The sequence below is a fragment of the Sphingobacterium sp. UBA3519 genome (assembly GCF_002377215.1).
In the GTDB taxonomy this organism is placed as follows: Bacteria; Bacteroidota; Bacteroidia; order Sphingobacteriales; family Sphingobacteriaceae; genus Sphingobacterium; species Sphingobacterium multivorum.
The window spans coordinates 127,315-145,718 of the sequence record NZ_DFPI01000021.1 but is presented as its reverse complement, the minus strand read 5'-3'; the positions used below and the strand labels follow the sequence as shown (position 1 = coordinate 145,718).

Here is an 18,404-nt window from a genome sequence, read left to right as displayed (position 1 = left end):
TCTTCCTATTTATCTTCTTTATTCTCTATAACTTCAATCTTGATCGGTGGTTCCACACGCTCTTTCAACCCCAAAGAATCGACACGTTTGGCAATTTCTGTCTGTGTAGACATTTTCATCAGTTCGGCAGAGAGAGACTTATGATCCCAGCCCAATTCCTTTACCTCTTTACTCACTTTATCGATACTCCGAATAGTTCGCTCTGCAAAATGACGATTGGAAATATACAGTAACATCAGAAAGGCAACAAAAGCTCCGAAAGGCAAGTAATGCAATATTTTATTTAACGAAAGGTCTCCAACGGTAAAAAGCGTTTTAATAAACGCTTCTGTTTCTTCCGCCTTTTCCTCGACAGTTTCTTGCAGTTCCTCCTGAACTTCTTCACTCAATTCTTTCTGTCTTATCGTATTTCTGCTCATCCTCTCGCTCCATTTTTAAGACAAATTCAACTTTTCAGCAATACGCAGTTTCGCACTGCGCGATCTATTATTTATCGCCAACTCTTGTGCAGATGCCGTAATTGCTTTACGGCTCAACACATGAAATGGCTTAATTTCATTTCCAAAAAAATCCTTTTCAACTTCCCCTTTAAACTTACCTTTGGCCATAAAATTCTTAACCAAACGGTCCTCCAAAGAGTGATAGGACATCACAGCCAATCGGCCCTCAACACGGAGTACATCAACTGTCTGCAACAAAAATTCCTGCAACGCCTCCAACTCGCGATTCACTTCGATACGAAGAGCCTGAAATACCTGCGCATGGTACTTATGTTCTTTACCCTTTGGAACCATACGTTGAATCACCTCTTTCAATTCAGCAACAGTCTGGATCGGCTGTGACAAACGCGCAGTAACAATTGTTTTCGCAAGCGATTTAGCGTTCATGATTTCACCATACATACCAAAAATACGATGCAGATCCTCCTCCGAATAGGTTGCCAAAAGCGACTTTGCATCCAAATCGCCCACCTGATCCATACGCATATCCAAGTCTGCATCAAAGCGAATAGAAAAGCCACGATCTGCAGCATCGAATTGATGCGAAGAAACACCTAGATCTGCTAAAATACCATCTACAGAACGTACACCTTCCAAACGAAGGCTATTCTTTAGAAACCTAAAGTTTTGGTGTATCAACGTAAAGCGAGGATCGTCAATTGCATTTTCCAACGCATCCGGATCCTGATCAAAAGCAAACAACTTCCCCTTCGGCCCTAATCTCTTCAGAATCTCTCGAGAATGGCCACCACCACCAAAAGTCACATCCACATAAATACCATCCGGCTTAATAGCCAAAGCATCCATGCATTCTTGTAACATTACCGGAACATGATATACATTCTCCATACGCTTATAGTCCAAAATTAATATCTCCCATTACCTCCGCAGCCAAAGATGATATATCCTCTACACCGCCATCACCCATCAATTCCTCATACCCTTCTTTTGACCAAACCTCAATCTTATTAAATTGACAAGCCAAAACCAGCTCAGTGCTTATTCCTGCAAATTCCAGCAAACTTTTGGGCAACAAAACACGACCCGCAGCATCCAATGTCAATTCCGTAGCGCCACGCGTAAAAGCACGGACAAACGCCCGAACTTTAGGATCGAATTGATTCAATTTAGCCAGTTTAGCCGTCATCAAATCCCACTCTTCCCTTGGATAAAATACAAGATGTTTCTCAAAACCGCGATTCACCACAAGACCATCCCGCTCTACATGAGGCATTTGCCTCTTGAGCGCAGCTGGTAACACCATTCTTCCTTTGGCGTCTAACTTGCATTCGAATTCTCCGATCAACTGAGTCATGTCGTCAATTATCCTATTCTAATTTAAATGTAAAAGTATACACTTTCTCCCACTTTCCCCCACTTTATAACATAAAAAAGTTTTCCACATCAACAAATCGCTACAACAAACAGAAGTCGACTTCAAAAAAAACACATGTAAAACCTTATTTACAAGCAGTTAAAAGCCAATTTTCCTGAAAAATAAGCTATTACGCCAGAAGTGATTTTTTGCTCTTTTTTTATCAAAATCAGCAATGAATTGTAAAAATTTCCTCTTTAGAAATTTAATTTTGGCCAATTTTTGTCCCAAAAGGGGGCAAAGTGGGAGGAGTCAAAAACAGAAACAAAAGATGTGGCAGAAAGTGGGAGAAGGCTCCTCAAATAACCTGAACAGAATTCGTTATTGTCGAGTAAAACCAATAATTTTGCGTCAAATATAATTTTCATAACGATATGCACAGAACACACACTTGTGGAGAATTAACACTAGCTGACTTAGGGAAAACGGTTACCCTAAGTGGATGGGTTCAAAAATCGCGCGATTTGGGCGGTATGACTTTCATCGATGTTAGAGACCGATATGGTATCACACAATTAACGTTCAATGCAGATGATGATGCTTCCTTGCGCGCAAGTGCCCGTGAGCTCGGAAGAGAATATGTCATCAAGGTAACTGGAGAAGTTATCGAACGCTCTAATAAAAATGCTAAAATCTCCACTGGAGATATTGAAATCAAGGTTTCAAATCTTGAAATATTAAATGCCGCTAAATTACCTCCTTTTACAATAGAAGATGAAACAGATGGTGGTGATGACATCAGAATGAAGTTCAGATACCTGGATTTGCGTCGTAACCCCGTACGTGAAAACCTTATTTTACGTCATAAGACCTCACAAGAGGTACGCCGTTATCTTGACTCCCAAAACTTCCTGGAAGTAGAAACTCCATACCTGATTAAATCAACTCCGGAGGGAGCACGCGACTTTGTCGTACCTTCCCGTATGAATCCTGGAGAATTTTATGCGTTACCACAATCCCCACAGACCTTCAAACAATTATTGATGGTTTCAGGATTTGATCGCTATTTTCAAATTGTAAAATGTTTTCGTGATGAAGATTTGCGTGCAGACCGCCAACCAGAATTCACGCAAATAGACTGTGAAATGTCTTTTGTAGAACAGGAAGATGTATTAAATATCTTTGAAGGACTTGCAAAACATATCTTCAAAACAATCAAAGGTATCGACTTAGGCAATGTTCCGCGTATGACTTACGCAGATGCGATGCGCCTTTACGGATCAGACAAACCGGATATCCGTTTCGGAATGCAGTTTGTTGAACTAAACGAGGTTGCCAAAGGAAAAGGTTTCCCTGTATTTGATGCAGCAGAGTTAGTGGTTGGTATCAATGCGGAAAATTGTGCACATTATACCAGAAAACAACTGGATGCATTGACAGATTTTATCAAGCGTCCACAGATTGGCGCAACAGGCTTGGTATATGCGCGTGTGAATGAAGACGGTTCAGTGAAGTCGTCCGTTGATAAATTTTTCACACCAGAACAACTGTCGGCAATTGCAGAAGCGTTCCACGCGAAACCTGGCGACCTATTGTTAATTATGGCTGGTGGAACAGACAAAGTTCGCAAACAACTCAATGAATTACGCCTTGAAGTTGCGTCACAACTTGGTTTCCGCAACAAAGAAACCTTTGCTCCATTATGGGTTGTTGATTTTCCACTATTGGAATGGGACGAAGAAAGTGGCCGTTTCCATGCCATGCACCATCCGTTCACATCTCCAAAACCGGAAGACATCCCACTTTTAGATACCAACCCTGGAGAAGTGAGAGCAAATGCCTATGACTTTGTTTTAAACGGTGTAGAAGTAGGCGGTGGATCAATCCGTATCCACGACAGAGACCTTCAATCGCTCATGTTCAAACATTTGGGATTCAGCCCTGAAGAAGCAAAAAAACAATTTGGATTCCTGATGGAAGCCTTTACCTATGGGGCTCCCCCACACGGCGGATTGGCTTTTGGCTTTGACCGACTCGTATCCTTATTGGCAGGTTTAGATTCCATCCGCGACGTGATTGCCTTCCCAAAAAACAATTCGGGAAGAGATGTTATGATTGACGCACCGTCAACCATTCACCAAGAGCAACTGGACGAGCTAAGCTTAAATATTGCGATAAAAGCATAAATTATTTAACTCGATTTTCGAGAAACAATTTATTAACAGTATATTTAAAAGTTGGTAATTTTTACCAACTTTTTTTGTGAAAAATTAGCAGATTAGATGGCAGAGAGTACCCCTAATACGTTTATTAAGGAAAGTGCGCAAAAAGCATTTGACACCAAACACCGCGATATTATCAATTACAATATCGACAAATACAGCATGGCTTTCGAAAAAGGCAAGAGCAAATTTGCGGACCTTGAAAATAGTAAGATAAAAGCGAACCTGATCAAATGGAAGGTCATGGAAAATCTCGATCGCTATTTGTTGCAATTTGAAGCAAACTTCACGGCTCGAGGCGGAAAAGTAATCTGGGCCAATGATGCTACGGAAGCCTTGGACGAAATCTATTCGATCATTGCACGTAAAAAAGCAAAATCTGTCGTAAAGTCAAAATCGATGGCGACAGAAGAGATTGAGCTTAATCATTTTCTGGCTTCCAAAAATATTGAAGCCATAGAAACTGATCTTGGCGAGTATATCATTCAGCTGCTGGATCAAAAGCCCTATCATTTTGTTACACCGGCCATGCATTTGAGCCTGGAAGATATTGCCAAGCTTTTTCACGAAAAATTTGACACACCACTAGATGCATCTGCGGAGCAACTTACAATGAAGGCCCGTGAATTACTTCGAGATCGTTACCTATCGGCAGAAATTGGGATTACTGGAGCCAATTTCTTAATTGCTGAAACTGGAAGTATAGCAATTACCGAAAATGAAGGAAACGCCCGATTGACATCGACCTTCCCCAAAACACATATCGCCGTCGTTGGAATAGAAAAAATCATTCCCAATGTACAAGATTTAGAAGTCTTTTGGCCACTCCTGTCCACACATGGCACGGGTCAAAATCTAACAGTATACAATACGCTACTCACTGGGCCAAAACAGCCTTATGAATCAGATGGCCCCGAAGAAATGTATGTTATACTGCTTGACAATGGCCGCAGCAAGCTCTTAGCGCAAAAAGAACAACGTCAGGGTTTGTACTGCATCCGTTGTGGCGCCTGTCTGAATGTATGTCCAATCTACCAGAACATCGGTGGACATACCTATGAAACGACTTATCAAGGACCTATTGGATCGTTGATATCGCCGCATTTAAATGGCATGAAGGAATTCAAACACCTGAGCTACGCCTCCACACTCTGCGGAAAATGCACCGAGGTCTGCCCCGTTGGTATTGACATACAGCGCATGCTTCTCGTCAACAGAAAAGATTCAGTTGATCAGGGGCTGGCAACAAAAACGGAACAAAAAGTCTGGCAGTGGTTCACCTACGGGATAATGCGAAGAAAACTGATTGATTTCTTTGGCGGAAAATTCAAGAATTTCTTCCTCAAAAAACTCTTTCAGAAAACCTGGGGAGATCAACGGGAACTACCAAAATTGGCAGACAAATCTTTCTCTAAACAATGGAAAGAACATCAAAAAAATAAAGAATAACAAAAAAGAAAGAGGGAACCAATGGTTCCCTCCTCTACTAACACTCACCACTATTTAATATGAAAACTATCCTTGTTTAATTGTTATGAAGCTTTTACTTCAGCATCATTTGTTTTATTCACTTCTCCTTTTCTAAAGTCCTTTCTTTTCAGCTGTCTGTCTCTTTTCCAATGTTCTTTGTGCATTTTACGATTTTCAGCATAGGAATCCTTTAACGTTTTTTGTTGCTCTGGAGTTAACATTCCCATCATTTTTTCATGTTCTGCCACACGTTGTTTTTTCACTTTTGCTCGATATTCTTTGCGTTCAGCAGCTAATTTCTGATGATCCTTTGCTTGCTTCAAATTAAAAGCATAGATATCTTTACGCTGTTTATCTGTAAATTTCAACTTTTGATCCATGCGATCAGTTTTCATTTTAGCAACTTCCTCTGGAGTTTTATTTTTAAAACTATCGTGCATTCTTCCTGTTTTATGTTTATGCATAGAAGCTTGCACTTCTTTCATTTCTGGTTTAACATCTTTTTTTTCTTGAGCGAAACCGGCTAACATCAATCCAGATAGCGCCAAACTTAACATCAACTTTTTCATTTCTTTATTTTTTATAAAACCAACAATCACTCTTTTTAATAAGTACTCATTTTCAACTTATTTATCAGTAAGAGTCGTCTCGGCTATCGAAAGTTTAATTGATGATCTGTTAAATAAAGTTAAGAACCATTTATTGGGAAACAGCACTTAAACGAATCGGTAAAGTATACGCTACACGTACTTTAAGCCCGTTTTGCACTCCTGGTTTCCATTTTTTCGCTTTCTTCAATAAGTTTATAGCAGCATCTCCCGTACCAAATTTCATATCACGTTTAACAGCAATATCTGTCAGTGATCCATCTTTCTCAACGACAAAAGAAACCTCTATAACACCCGAAACTCCTTGGTCTAAGGCCTGTTGTGGAAAGTTGTAATTCTCGGCGATCCACTTCATAAAGGCAGGCAGTCCCCCCACAGGTGTTGGCATAATTTCTACTGATGTAAATGTATTGTTAGCATTATCATCAGTTCCGCCTCCCGATAATGAACCATCTTTAGAACCAGTAATATCACCATCTCTTTTTGAAGAACCAAATTCACCGCGCGCAATATATGTCCCCGATGGATTTGCTTTCAATGTGATCCTTGAGGTCATTGTATTGGGATTTTTCAACTCATCCTGACTCACAAGCTCTTCGGTAACTCTGCTCGCTGCGGTCACTTTTATATCGGGCATCCGAACCAAATCAAATTTGGATACATCTTGGGCAACTTGCTGCGGAGCTTTTTCCTGCATCATAACAGGTTCTTCAGGAACCTCCTCTTTTTCCTCCACCTTCTTTTGAATTTCTTCCAGCATGTCGGGTCCAATATCTCGTACTTCATAAATCACGGCCGGAACAGTTTGCTTAAAATATTTATTATATGTATAGGATCCTGCAATCAGCAAAACTGCAAAAGAAACAACAATTCCTAACCCCATATTTGTTGCTCTATCAGAGAGATTTCGCAACTCGTAAGCACCGTACATTTTGTTGCGACCAGCAAAAATAACGTCCAGCCATTCTTTGCGGTAGATATTCAATTTAGAGTTCATCATAACATTAAAGTTTAAATCTTTTCATTATGATGAGCGAAAGCCTTATATTTCACAAAAAAATTCAAAATACTTATGAAGTCACTTTTTTCAGCTATTTTTCTACTTACATTGTATGCTTGCGGGAATAATCAAAATCAATCCAAAACTGCAATCAAGCACGAAAACAAGGAAAAGACTATTTCGCCATATTTTGGTTTTTTAAACCAACAAAAAGATTCACTTATCGCTTTACCTATGGATCAAGCGATGGAAGGACCTGAAAAATACAACTATGTGATTGTGGAAAATCAGGTAAGCCCGCTTGAATTTGTTCAGAATAAAATGGACAACAAAGAGAGTAACGGAAGACAGACCGCCCAGAACTTTGCGAATAGTGAAGGTTCGTTATTTAAAATTAGTGACGCGATCAAGTCTGGCGAATTTGGTATGCTTGTCAACAAAGCTTTTATAGATCAGTATAAAATTGAGAAGTTTACAAAAGTTCAAAAAGAAACTTCTCCAGAGATCAAGGAGCAGCTTGAAAAGAAATACAATAGGAAGATTAATAAAAGTACGACAGTTGCGATCCTCAGTGATCAGTCCGAGTTTAATCTTACGGTGTTTGAAAATCAACAAGACTCTGCTTTAGCTGTATTTTCCTACGCAAAGGACGAACAGCTGATCAATTTGGATTTCCCGGCTTTATACGATGATATCAGCACTTGGCGTGTTGATGATGGCGGTCAGTTTGACAACGAGGCTTTTCAGATACTAACCATATTGCGTTCTGAGCAAGGAATTAGTTTTATCAGCATTTTTTGGGGTGCTGAGGGTTATGAACTGAACTTTTACCAGCCAAAGAAAAATTTATTTACCTCTGCGGCACAAGCCTATGGGTACAGTTCCCCCTTATAAATAAACAAGTTTAAGTTTCCCCGGCACCGAAGGACAGTGTCCGGGGAAACTCATATACCCGTATTAACTACAGATGCATCCTAGCCATAGGAGCAACGTCCTGACCAACGAAATCTTTCTTTAAAAACTTGTGATAACCTGCAATAGCAATCATCGCTGCATTATCGGTACAATATTCAAATTTTGGGATAAACACCCTCCAATTGTATTTCTCGCCCATTTCAATTAAGCTTTGCCTCAGGCCAGAGTTCGCCGAAACGCCACCCGCGATAGCAATATCCTTAACACCAGTTTCCTTTGCTGCTTTCTTCAATTTATTTAGTAGGATTGATACAATACGCGATTGTACACTAGCACATAAGTCGGCCATATGGTGTGTCAGAAAATCTGGGTTCTGCTTCAATTGATCTTGAACCAAATACAATATCGCAGTTTTCAATCCTGAAAAACTAAAATTAAGACCTGGAATCTGTGGTTCGGGCAGCTTATAAGCGGCTGAATTACCTTCTCTTGCAAATTTATCGATAAGCGGTCCACCGGGATAAGGTAGATTCAGGATTTTAGCTGTTTTATCAAAAGCCTCCCCTGCCGCGTCATCCAATGTTTCTCCCAAAAGTTCCATTTCAAAATAATCTTTCACCAATACAATTTGCGTATGACCACCAGAAACAGTAAGACATAAAAACGGAAAATTCGGCTTCGGATCCTCAATAAAATGAGCCAGGATATGCGCCTGCATATGATTTATGTCAATTAAAGGGATATTCTGTGCAAGTGCAAATGATTTTGCAAATGATGTTCCAACCAAAAGTGCACCTAATAATCCAGGCCCCCGCGTAAAACTCACTGCATCTATTTGATTTTTGCTTACTTTTGCTTGGCGAATGGCTTCTTCCACTGTTGGAATAATATTTTGTTGATGAGCACGTGAAGCAAGCTCGGGAATCACTCCACCATATTTTGCGTGGATTGCCTGAGTTGCAATAACATTTGAATGAATTTCACCGTTAATACAGATAGAAGCGGAGGTTTCATCACAAGAGGATTCAATCCCTAAAATAATAGCCATAGCTTGAGGTAATAAATTTTAATACAAAAGTATCAAAAAAATAATTAAAATAGTGTCAATAGTCCTTGGTAGTATATTCATTATACTGCTTGCATTGGCGTTATCACTACAGTTGAAACCGGTACAAAATTATGTTGCCCAAAAAGCTGTCGACTATTTATCCAACGAACTAAACACTAAAATAAGCCTCAAAAGCATCTATTTCAAACCTTTTAAATCTATTGTAGTAGAAGATTTTCAACTCTATAGTCCACAAGGAAAAGAAATATTAAAATCAGGAAGGTTAGAAGCCAACGTCAACCTTTCTCAATTCATTGAATTGAACAAAATTGTGATCAACAAACTAACCATTGAAGATACCGAAGCCACTTTTGAGCAATTTCAGGACAGCTCCAATATCTCATTTTTAATCCGTTACTTTAACCCACCTAAAAAAGAAAAAAAGAAAAGTTCAAAAAAAATCATCTTCGATATAAAGGAACTGATTATTAAGAACAATACATTTAGCTATGTTAATCATAGACGTAAGCATTACAATAAAGTGGTCGATTTTGGAGATTTAGGTATTTCCAAACTTAACGCCCATTTTGATAAGATAAAAATAGATTCCAATCAAATTTCGGCGAACATAAAGACATTCAATCTGCGCGAAAAGAAAGGTCTAGTGATCAAAGGCCTTCTTGGACAAACGACAGTAAGCAAGACAAGCATTGAACTCAGCGAGCTTATGCTAGCCACCAACCGTTCTACATTCAAAAATTACATCAAGCTTAGCTACAACAGCTTTGACGATTTTTCGGACTTCATCAATAAAGTTCATGTAAAACTTCGTGTTCGGGACTCCCGTATTCACTCCGAGGATATTGCTTTCTTTTCCTCTCCTATGCACCAAGTCAAATTTGACGTGAATATCAAGCGCGCAAATTTAGAAGGAACGGTATCTTCCATCAACGCATCACAGGTCGATTTAACAATTGGAAAAAAAACCAGTTTGGCAGGTAAGCTTCAGATTATCGGTCTACCTGATATTGACAAAACTAAATTTATTGTTCCCAGTGTAGTAATTTCATCTGAGCACAAAGACTTAAATGACGTTATTAGCGATCTCGGCAATCTAAAAAATTTTAAACTCCCTGAAATTGTTCAGATATTCGACAAATTTTCATTCAAAGGTAGCCTAAATGGCCTATACAATAAATTTAAGACCAAGGGAGTATTCACGACTGCAATCGGTAATGTTGAAGCGGACGCCTTATTGGATATCCAGAAGGAAATAAAATATGCGGGAAATTTTCAATCTAAAAAGTTCGATGTAGGTAGGATAACAAAACTAAAAGATCTGGGAACTACAGGCTTCAACCTACAGGTTGACGGAACAGGTACCGACCCCAAGAAACTGAGCTTAAAGATAAAAGGAGATCTCAGTAATTTCAATTTCAAGAATTACAGCTATCAACATATACAAATTGAAGGAAATACAGCTAAACAGTTAGTTCTTGCTTCAGGGCAAATATATGATCCAAATTTAAAACTACAGTTTACCACAGATATCGATTGGTCTGTCAAACCCAACTATCACCTGGATGCTGATATCCAACAAGCGAATCTAAAAAAGCTCAACTTCTTTCAGGGGGATTCCATCAATATTATTAACACGAAATTCCACACCAGTTTAATTGGGGACAACATCAATAATGTTACCGGTGAATTTAAATCAGACAGTGTCAATTTCACTTCCTCTAAGGGTCAATTCGTCATCCGCGATATCAATTTCCTTGCCGAAGGAGATGAAAATGCACGCTCCCTTACCTTGCAGTCGGCTATCGGACACATTGATCTTAAAGGAAGAATAGACCTCAATACAATCGTTCCTTATTTTAAAGCTTTAGCTATGCGCTACGCTCCGGCAATCGGGTTTGAAAACAACATTTTTAATCGCCAGGACTTTGACCTGAATATTAATATAACTTCTTTTAAACCGATCGCAACATTCTTCCGAAAAGACATTGCTCTAGACAGTGGTGCGACGCTCAATGCAAAATTTGAAAGTGAAAAACAAACGGCCAGTTTTAATTTTTACGCACCTGAATTCAAATACAATGGTATTCGACTAACTCACCTGATTGTGGATCAAAATGCCAATTTGAAAAATATGGAATTGCAGACCTCCATCGATCGCATCAATTTTACCGACAGTACCTATATTAAAAACGTCAATATTTCAAACACCTTGGCAAACGACAGTTTACAATTCAACATCAAAATGTCGGAACTTGAAGCGAGCAATAGTCTGGATCTCAATGGCGTTATACGCTTTGCCCATGCCAAACCTGCCTATATCAATTTCTATCCATCGAATATCTTAATCAATAAAGAGCGGTGGCTTGTCAATAATGATGCGCAATTGAAAATATCGAAAGGAAAATGGTACTTTGAAAAACTGACGCTGAGTCATGACGAACAAAAAGTTCATATCGATGGCATCCTGTCAAACGAAGTCAGTGATCAGATCAATCTCAAATTTCAGGACTTTAATCTTACATCCTTAAATGGTATTACCAAGCCACATGGCATCAATCTCTCCGGCAACTTAAACGGAAATATTGAAGTTAATTCTGTATTCAAAGCTGCATTTGTTGTAGCCAATATAAAAACTTCACCTATCCTCTATAACAATATTCCCATCGGCTCACTAGCCCTGAGTGCCAACTACGACCCCGAGAATCAACTGGTAAAACTAGACAGCAAGATAGAGGAAGGAAATAAATTAATTCAGTTACAAGGTTCCTATAACCATTTAAGTGAAAACAATAAGCTTAATCTCAAAGCTAAACTCGTAAACACAGATGTGTTTGTTTTCCAGCCCTTTTTACGAAGCCTGGTATCCAATATTCAGGGCAAGGTCAATGCAGACCTCGATATCGAAGGCGATATCCTGAACCCCAAAATTACAGGTTCCGGAAAATTGGATAATGCTTCGATGGTTATCAATTACCTCAAAACACCCTACCGACTTTCTGACGAAATTGCGGTTACCAATAACCGAATTTTTCTCACAGGGCTAAAAGTATACGATCCCAAAAACAATATAGCAACCATTGATGGCGTTGTAGATCTCAACAAACTGAGTGATCCCGATATCGATGTAACTGCAGAGACGAAGAATTTCCTGGTATTAAATACCACAATAAAGGACAATAATGTATATTATGGCACTGCTTACGCTTCGGGCACTTTTCAGTTTAAAGGACTAACGTCTGCCATGAATATCAATATACGGGCTAAATCCGAAGAAAACACCGTTATTAATATTCCCTTTAATAGTGCCAGTACAATATCAGATACGGACTTTATCTACTTTATTGAGAAAGACTCGACCAAAACAAAGAAAAACGTTAAGAAACGAGATTTCAACGGTCTGACGATGAATATGGACCTCTTGATCAACCCGAATGCAGAAATAAATCTATTCTCCAGTATGGGCGAGTTATCAGGAAGGGGAAATAGCAATCTCAACATGCGGATATCTTCATTGGGAGATTTTGAAATGTTTGGGGATTTTATTATAAACAGCGGAAAATTCAATTTCACCGCTCAAGATTATATCAACAAGATTTTTGATCTCAAAGAAGGCGGAACAGTACGATGGGCGGGAAACCCAACTGAAGCGAACATTAATATCAATGCCATCTACCAACAAAGAACAAGCTTAGCACCGTTGTATAATGCTGCAGGCCGGGAAGAAAACCCTGAACGTGTATTGGCACAGGCCGATATGATCCTAAAAGGGCAGTTAAGTCAGCCGGAAATCACGTTTGACATCAACTTTCCACAAAACCCCGGAGTTAAGGATGAACTGCAGGGATACTTTTCAGATGCCAACAATGTCAATCAACAGGCGCTTAGTCTAATCGTGAGACGAAGTTTTACACCTGGCACACAGACAGACTTTGGTAAAGAAGTCAATAACACTTTGCTATCTGCAGGAACTGAAATAGCATTCAACCAAATCAACAACATCATAGCCCAATCGCTAAACATCAATTTCTTTGATATTAATATCAAATCTTTAAATGACGCATCTGCCTCACTACGTCTATTCAACGACAGACTTGTTTTGACAGGCGGTATCTCCGACCGTAGAAGTCAGGCGCTAACAGATTTGAATGTGTTTTCGGATCGGGTCTCAACCGATGCCGAGGCTATGTTTTATTTAAGAAAGGATGGACGCTTGGTCCTACGTGCTTCCAATCGCCTAAATACACGCAACTTTCTTCTTAGCCCCAATGACGGCGAATATATTAGTGCTTTCGGACTACTCTATCGGCAAGAATTCAACACCTTCTCGGAGTTCTTGAAAAGGCTATTCCCTTTTGGTAAGAAGACGATTACAACAGCTCCTGTTGAAACAAAGAAAAGCAAGGTCAATTAAGCTTGCTGAATAATCCCTTTGCTATTTCAATAGGTCTCTTGCCATTCCAGTAGGCTTCTTTCAATTTTGGCAGTCCACCTTTAATCCCAACCGCATTGCGCCTATTCTGAGCTCCGCCTCGATTCCACCAGTCGACCTTTTCCAGCGTCATATAACTTCCTATACAGACGATCTGTGGATGAGCTGAACAACTATAAACGAATAGTGTATAATCCGCTACCGGACTGCAATAAAAAAGTCCCTCCAAATAAATGGAAGGACTCTTTTTTTATTTAAAAAATTCGCTTATGCTAATTTCTCAAATTCTTTGTATTCAATGTCCGTAGCATTCAATTTCACTAAACCTTTCAAGTGATCAAATACTTTTAAAGCTTTAGCTTCTTCGAACAAACGATTACCTTGCTCTCTATCTTGCAACAATTGAATTGCAAATTGGTTCAACTGCTCATCAGAAGGTTCTTCGTTGATGTTATACATCTTGATTTGCGCGTAGATACGTTCTTTTGCTAAATTGATAACTTCATCATATTTAACTTCAAGACCATTTTCAGTAACAACGCGGTTTTCGATGATTGTCCATTTCAAGTTGTTCAAGAAGTCAGCAAAACCTTCGTTCAATTCTTCTTCAGAAATGCTTGGGTTAGTTGCTTTCAACCATCTTTTCAAGAATTCTTCAGGGAAAGATACATCAACTTTCTCCATACCAAAAGTATACATATCATTACGTAATCTTTGATCTGAATTTTGTTTGAATAAGTTCTCAACTTCTTCTTTCACTTTTTCTGTGAATTGAGCTTCTTCTGTTACTTCACCTTCTGCGAATAATTTATCGAAAAATTCTTGGTTTAGATCAGCTTCCTCTAAACGGTTGATATTCTTAACAGTCAATTCAAATTTAGTGACGTCTAAAGCAGTTGCTTCCTCTTCAGTGATACCTAAGATACGTGCTAAATCTTCAGTTTTGAATGCTTTTTTAACATCAATCTTAACAACATCGTCCTTTTTAAGACCAACTAATGATTTTTTGATCTTAGCATCTTCTACGATATCTGTGCGGATAGAAGTTGTTTTTTCTAGACCTTCCTCTTTATCTTGTTTCAATGTTGCATATAATACATCACCTTCTTCAGATACTTCTGGATTAGTCATTTTTCCATAGCTACGACGCAAGTTCTTGATACGATCTGCCAATGTCTCTTCATCAGCTTTGATTTCGTACGAAGTAAATTCAGTCTCAGCAGTAAAAGGCAATTCAAAAGCAGGAGCAAGACCAATTTCATATTTGAAGTTGAAATTGTCTTTATAATCCCAGCTGTATTGTGCATCATCTTCCAAAGGAAGTGGTTGACCTAAAACTTCTAATTTATTTTCAGCAATATAATTGGTGATTTTCTCATTCACTAATTTATTGATCTCGTCAAATAAAATAGATTTACCATAAGTACGTCTGATATGTCCCACAGGAACTTGACCTGGACGGAAACCTGGTAATTTTGCTTTTTTAGCTTGCGCTTTAATCTCTTTGTCGACTTGAGGATTATAATCTTCAGGTGCTAATGCGACGTTGACTACCGCATTGATTGCATCTACATTCTCGTGTGAAATATTCATACTCTTTTTAGCTATATCGCATTCATAAAAAAATCCTCCCGAGGTTTTAAGTTCGGGAGGACATCAAGTGCGGAAGAAGGGACTCGAACCCCCACGCCTTGCGGCGCCAGATCCTAAGTCTGGTGCGGCTACCAATTACGCCACTTCCGCATTAGGATTTCTTTTGATGCCACAAAGATAGAAACCAAACCTATATCCTGCAAGTATTTTCTACTCTTTTTTTTATTTTTTTTCAATATTCTCCCAACCCCTTGCATAATTCATTATTATTCATTTACTTTGAATATCAAAGTACTTTTATGGAACAGAAAGATTTATTTAGAGAACTTGGACAGATCAGATCATTAATGGAAAAATCGTCCAAATTTGTTTCAATAAGCGGATTATCAGGTGTACTCATGGGCTGTTATGCTTTGCTGGGAACACTATTGGGATACTATATTCTACAGCAACCCGAAAGTACCGCGCTACTCTTGGGCGAAAATCTGAATAAGCCCCTACTGTTTTTAATGATTGCGCTCATCGTCCTCTTATCATCCCTGGTGACCGGCTGGCTAATGGCACGTAAAAAAGCGAGAAAAAATAAGCAGTCGATTTGGAACATTACAAGCAAATCTCTTTTATTTGCAGTTTCAATCCCCTTACTAACGGGTGGCATGATTTCCTTGTTGTTTTTTGTCCAAGGCTACTACCAGCTGATTGCTGCTATGCTCCTGATCTTTTATGGACTGGCACTGACTGCGGGTAGCATCTATACCTTTGCAGAAGCAAAAGGCCTGGGTATACTGGAAATCTGCCTGGGTTTGATTGGTATATGTTTCCCGGACAACGGCTTATTATTGTGGGGATTAGGATTTGGTGTGCTACACATCATCTATGGTTTTATCGTTTACAAAAAGTACGAATCGTGAAATTAGATCTTTCCTTATATGACAAAATATTTGAAAACAGGGTTCGCCTCCAAATTATGAGTGTTCTCGCTGCCAATGAAGAATATGATTTTAATTCATTGAAAGAATTGTTGGATGTAACCGACGGTAACCTTGCTTCCAACCTAAAAACATTGGAAAAAGAGGAATACATTAGTGTCGAAAAAAGCTTTGTAGACCGGAAGCCGAACACCCGATACAAAAGAACGACAAAAGGACTTAAAGCCTTTGAAAATCACCTTATTGCACTTGAAAATTTAATAAAGCAACAATACAAATAATTTTTTTATTCATTTACTTTGAAAATCAAAGTACTTTTAAAACATGATTAAATGAAAGGAATTCGATTAAAACTGATGCTGCACCTCTATAATTGGTCTTCCAAAGTATATGCAGACATCTTTAAATGGAACAAAAAAGCTTGGGGAATATCTAAGGCAAATTTTATGACCTACCCCGTTGGAAGCATCGGCCATAATCTGGGGCTCTTTTATGAAAGTAAAGGTTTCGATGTCATGCCCAAACTGGAAAATCACGATGTATTTCATATCCTGACTGAAACCGGAACAGAGATACAAGATGAAATTGCCATGCAATTCCTCTTACTTGGTAATGGAAAGATCAGCCTCTATCTTATGGCAATGATTTTTATTGGCGGAATCTTATTTCCCGAGCATTTCGGTTATTACAAAAGACATTTTCAGAAAGGTCGATCGCTCCAAAACTTCCATCATTTAGAATTTAAAGAAATCCTTCATTGGCAATTAACGGAGCTTCAAATTGCCTTATATAGTAAAAATATTCAAATAGATTTAAACAACTAAAATCATGGACTACAACAATTCATCATCGATAGAGCAATCGTCATTTTTTGAGAAAATCAGTAATTCCACTGTCCTAAAGTTATTTGTCATTTTCTTTCTTTCCCTGATATTGCTCATTCCACTTTCGTTAATAAGCGATTTAATAGAAGAACGGAAAAATAGGGAACAGGAAGTTTCTGGCGGTATTGCATTAAACTGGGGAAAGGAGCAGGTTATTTCCAGTCCTGTGTTGGCTATCCCCTATCGCGAGACTATACCACTTTCTGCCGAAAAAGCCGAAAAATCGAACCTTAGAGAAGAGCTGAAATGGATATTTGTATTACCCAAAACATCCAATATCACAACCGATATAACGCCACAGCATCTCTCTCGAGGTATTTATAATGCCGTAGTTTACAACAGCAACATCACATTAGACGGTTCTTTTGACAAAATATCCCTAGAAAAACTCGAGATCCCAAATGAGCAAATTGACTGGAAAGGCAGTAAGCTTATTTTCGGCATCCAGGATTTTAAAGGCTTAGGCAAGCGCCCATCCTTGAATTGGGATGGCAATGAATTAACTTTCGACCCAGACTTTAATAATCTCAAATTATTTACACAAAATTTAGTCTGTCCTGTACCTTTGGATCCGCAGAAAACAGACAATCGTTTTAAGATAAAACTAAATCTAAAAGGATCCAAATCATTGAATTTTCTTCCGCTGGGTGATCAGACAAACATCCAGGCTAAGGGTAACTGGGCTAATCCAAGTTTCACAGGTGCATTCTTACCGGGCAAACGTAATACCGAAACCTCCAATTTTTCGGCTTCCTGGGAAATCCCTTCTTTCAGTCGGAAGCTGCCGCAACAATGGACAGGCGATGCCCGTTCGATCTTTCAGTTCGATAACAACCTCGAAAATGGAAATGAGGGCAATGAGCAAAAGCCAGCACAAGCCGTCAGCACTACAATTGCCTCTGCAAATAACCTATTGGATAACGCAGACATGATTACAATTAACTTCCTACCAGATATCAATAACTATCAAAAAACAACACGGGTCGCCAAATATGGTATTTTAGTTATCATCCTGACCTTTACTTCGCTCCTATTCACCGAGGTGATCAAGAAAAAACGGATCCATATCATCCAATATATTCTGATTGGAGCAGCTATGGTTCTTTTCTATACATTGCTGCTCGCGCTATCCGAGCATATTGGATTTAATCTAGCTTACTTAACGGCTTCAGTCGCTACAGTTATGTTGATTGGCAGTTTCATTAAATCAATTACCAAAGACCAGAAATCGGCGCTATTGCTGAGTTCTATTCTGGCTTTATTTTATCTTTTTATCTATATCCTCATGCAACTTCGGGATTATTCCCTTATCGCTGGAACAATTGGCATCTTTATCATTTTGGCGATTTTGATGCGCGTTTCAACAAAAATAAACTGGTATCAATTTGATAATAGCCATGTGGATCAATAAACAACGTCTTCGACTTTATTGGGTATTAATTCAGATACTATTAAAAAAATAAGGATTTA

16 protein-coding genes and 1 tRNA gene are annotated in these 18,404 nt (G+C 38.8%); 8 read left to right on the top strand and 9 right to left on the bottom strand.

The window, feature by feature from the left end; translation table 11 throughout:
- Positions 1-5: 5 nt before the first annotated feature.
- Genes B3297_RS10660 through mraZ form a run of 3 tightly spaced genes read right to left on the bottom strand, consistent with a single transcriptional unit; the run spans position 6 to position 1,815 of the window.
- Positions 6-419 carry an FtsL-like putative cell division protein gene (locus B3297_RS10660; protein WP_070564936.1) on the bottom strand — a complete coding sequence of 138 codons (414 nt, stop codon included), beginning with the start codon at positions 417-419 and terminating at the stop codon, positions 6-8.
- A 15-nt stretch (positions 420-434) separates the two neighbouring features.
- A complete protein-coding gene (rsmH, locus tag B3297_RS10655) occupies positions 435-1,349 on the bottom strand; it encodes a 16S rRNA (cytosine(1402)-N(4))-methyltransferase RsmH (RefSeq protein WP_070564933.1) in 915 nt (304 codons plus the stop codon).
- 4 nt (positions 1,350-1,353) lie between these two features.
- Positions 1,354-1,815 (bottom strand): division/cell wall cluster transcriptional repressor MraZ, encoded by a 462-nt coding sequence (gene mraZ, locus B3297_RS10650; protein ID WP_070564930.1) that lies wholly within the window; start codon positions 1,813-1,815, stop codon positions 1,354-1,356.
- Between the two features lie 434 nt (positions 1,816-2,249).
- Here mraZ and aspS point away from each other — a divergent pair, with 434 nt between their 5' ends.
- Positions 2,250-4,001, top strand: coding sequence for an aspartate--tRNA ligase (aspS, locus tag B3297_RS10645; protein WP_070564927.1), 1,752 nt, complete (start codon positions 2,250-2,252; stop codon positions 3,999-4,001).
- Positions 4,002-4,097: 96 nt separating this feature from the next.
- The gene (locus B3297_RS10640) at positions 4,098-5,486 is read left to right on the top strand and encodes a LutB/LldF family L-lactate oxidation iron-sulfur protein (RefSeq protein ID WP_286778907.1); all 1,389 of its coding nucleotides are present in this window, start codon (positions 4,098-4,100) and stop codon (positions 5,484-5,486) included.
- Positions 5,487-5,569: 83 nt separating this feature from the next.
- On the opposite strand, the gene B3297_RS10635 is transcribed toward B3297_RS10640, so the two are convergent.
- Positions 5,570-6,076 carry a hypothetical protein gene (locus tag B3297_RS10635; RefSeq protein ID WP_070564921.1) on the bottom strand — a complete coding sequence of 169 codons (507 nt, stop codon included), beginning with the start codon at positions 6,074-6,076 and terminating at the stop codon, positions 5,570-5,572.
- A gap of 130 nt (positions 6,077-6,206) precedes the next feature.
- Positions 6,207-7,115, bottom strand: coding sequence for an energy transducer TonB (locus tag B3297_RS10630; protein ID WP_070564917.1), 909 nt, complete (start codon positions 7,113-7,115; stop codon positions 6,207-6,209).
- Positions 7,116-7,187: 72 nt separating this feature from the next.
- Here B3297_RS10630 and B3297_RS10625 point away from each other — a divergent pair, with 72 nt between their 5' ends.
- Entirely contained in the window at positions 7,188-8,009 is an 822-nt protein-coding gene (locus B3297_RS10625; protein WP_070564915.1) for a hypothetical protein, read from the top strand.
- A gap of 67 nt (positions 8,010-8,076) precedes the next feature.
- On the opposite strand, the gene tsaD is transcribed toward B3297_RS10625, so the two are convergent.
- Complete coding sequence (gene tsaD, locus B3297_RS10620) at positions 8,077-9,078, bottom strand: tRNA (adenosine(37)-N6)-threonylcarbamoyltransferase complex transferase subunit TsaD (protein WP_046673959.1); 1,002 nt, start codon at positions 9,076-9,078, stop codon at positions 8,077-8,079.
- Between the two features lie 52 nt (positions 9,079-9,130).
- Between tsaD and B3297_RS10615 the strand changes: the two genes are divergently transcribed.
- On the top strand, positions 9,131-13,510 hold the full coding sequence (locus B3297_RS10615; RefSeq protein ID WP_115049688.1) for a translocation/assembly module TamB domain-containing protein: 4,380 nt from the start codon (positions 9,131-9,133) through the stop codon (positions 13,508-13,510).
- Here B3297_RS10615 and B3297_RS10610 read toward each other — a convergent pair.
- From B3297_RS10610 to B3297_RS10600, 3 genes are all read right to left on the bottom strand, one after another.
- Positions 13,503-13,661, bottom strand: a complete 159-nt coding sequence (locus B3297_RS10610) for a hypothetical protein (protein WP_159332757.1) — start codon at positions 13,659-13,661, stop codon at positions 13,503-13,505. The genes B3297_RS10615 and B3297_RS10610 overlap by 8 nt on opposite strands.
- 134 nt (positions 13,662-13,795) lie before the next feature.
- Positions 13,796-15,121 carry a trigger factor gene (locus tag B3297_RS10605; RefSeq protein WP_046673958.1) on the bottom strand — a complete coding sequence of 442 codons (1,326 nt, stop codon included), beginning with the start codon at positions 15,119-15,121 and terminating at the stop codon, positions 13,796-13,798.
- A 68-nt stretch (positions 15,122-15,189) separates the two neighbouring features.
- Positions 15,190-15,271 (bottom strand) — tRNA-Leu (locus B3297_RS10600).
- Positions 15,272-15,420: 149 nt separating this feature from the next.
- Between B3297_RS10600 and B3297_RS10595 the strand changes: the two genes are divergently transcribed.
- From B3297_RS10595 to creD, 4 genes are read left to right on the top strand one after another with little or no spacing between them, the layout of a single operon-like run.
- Entirely contained in the window at positions 15,421-16,032 is a 612-nt protein-coding gene (locus tag B3297_RS10595) for a hypothetical protein (protein ID WP_070564906.1), read from the top strand.
- Entirely contained in the window at positions 16,029-16,331 is a 303-nt protein-coding gene (locus B3297_RS10590; protein ID WP_046673956.1) for a winged helix-turn-helix domain-containing protein, read from the top strand. Before B3297_RS10595 ends, B3297_RS10590 begins: the two co-directional genes overlap by 4 nt.
- 51 nt (positions 16,332-16,382) lie before the next feature.
- The gene (locus tag B3297_RS10585; RefSeq protein ID WP_070564903.1) at positions 16,383-16,874 is read left to right on the top strand and encodes a hypothetical protein; all 492 of its coding nucleotides are present in this window, start codon (positions 16,383-16,385) and stop codon (positions 16,872-16,874) included.
- Positions 16,875-16,878: 4 nt separating this feature from the next.
- Positions 16,879-18,345 (top strand): cell envelope integrity protein CreD, encoded by a 1,467-nt coding sequence (creD, locus tag B3297_RS10580; RefSeq protein ID WP_115049684.1) that lies wholly within the window; start codon positions 16,879-16,881, stop codon positions 18,343-18,345.
- Positions 18,346-18,404: the final 59 nt, after the last annotated feature.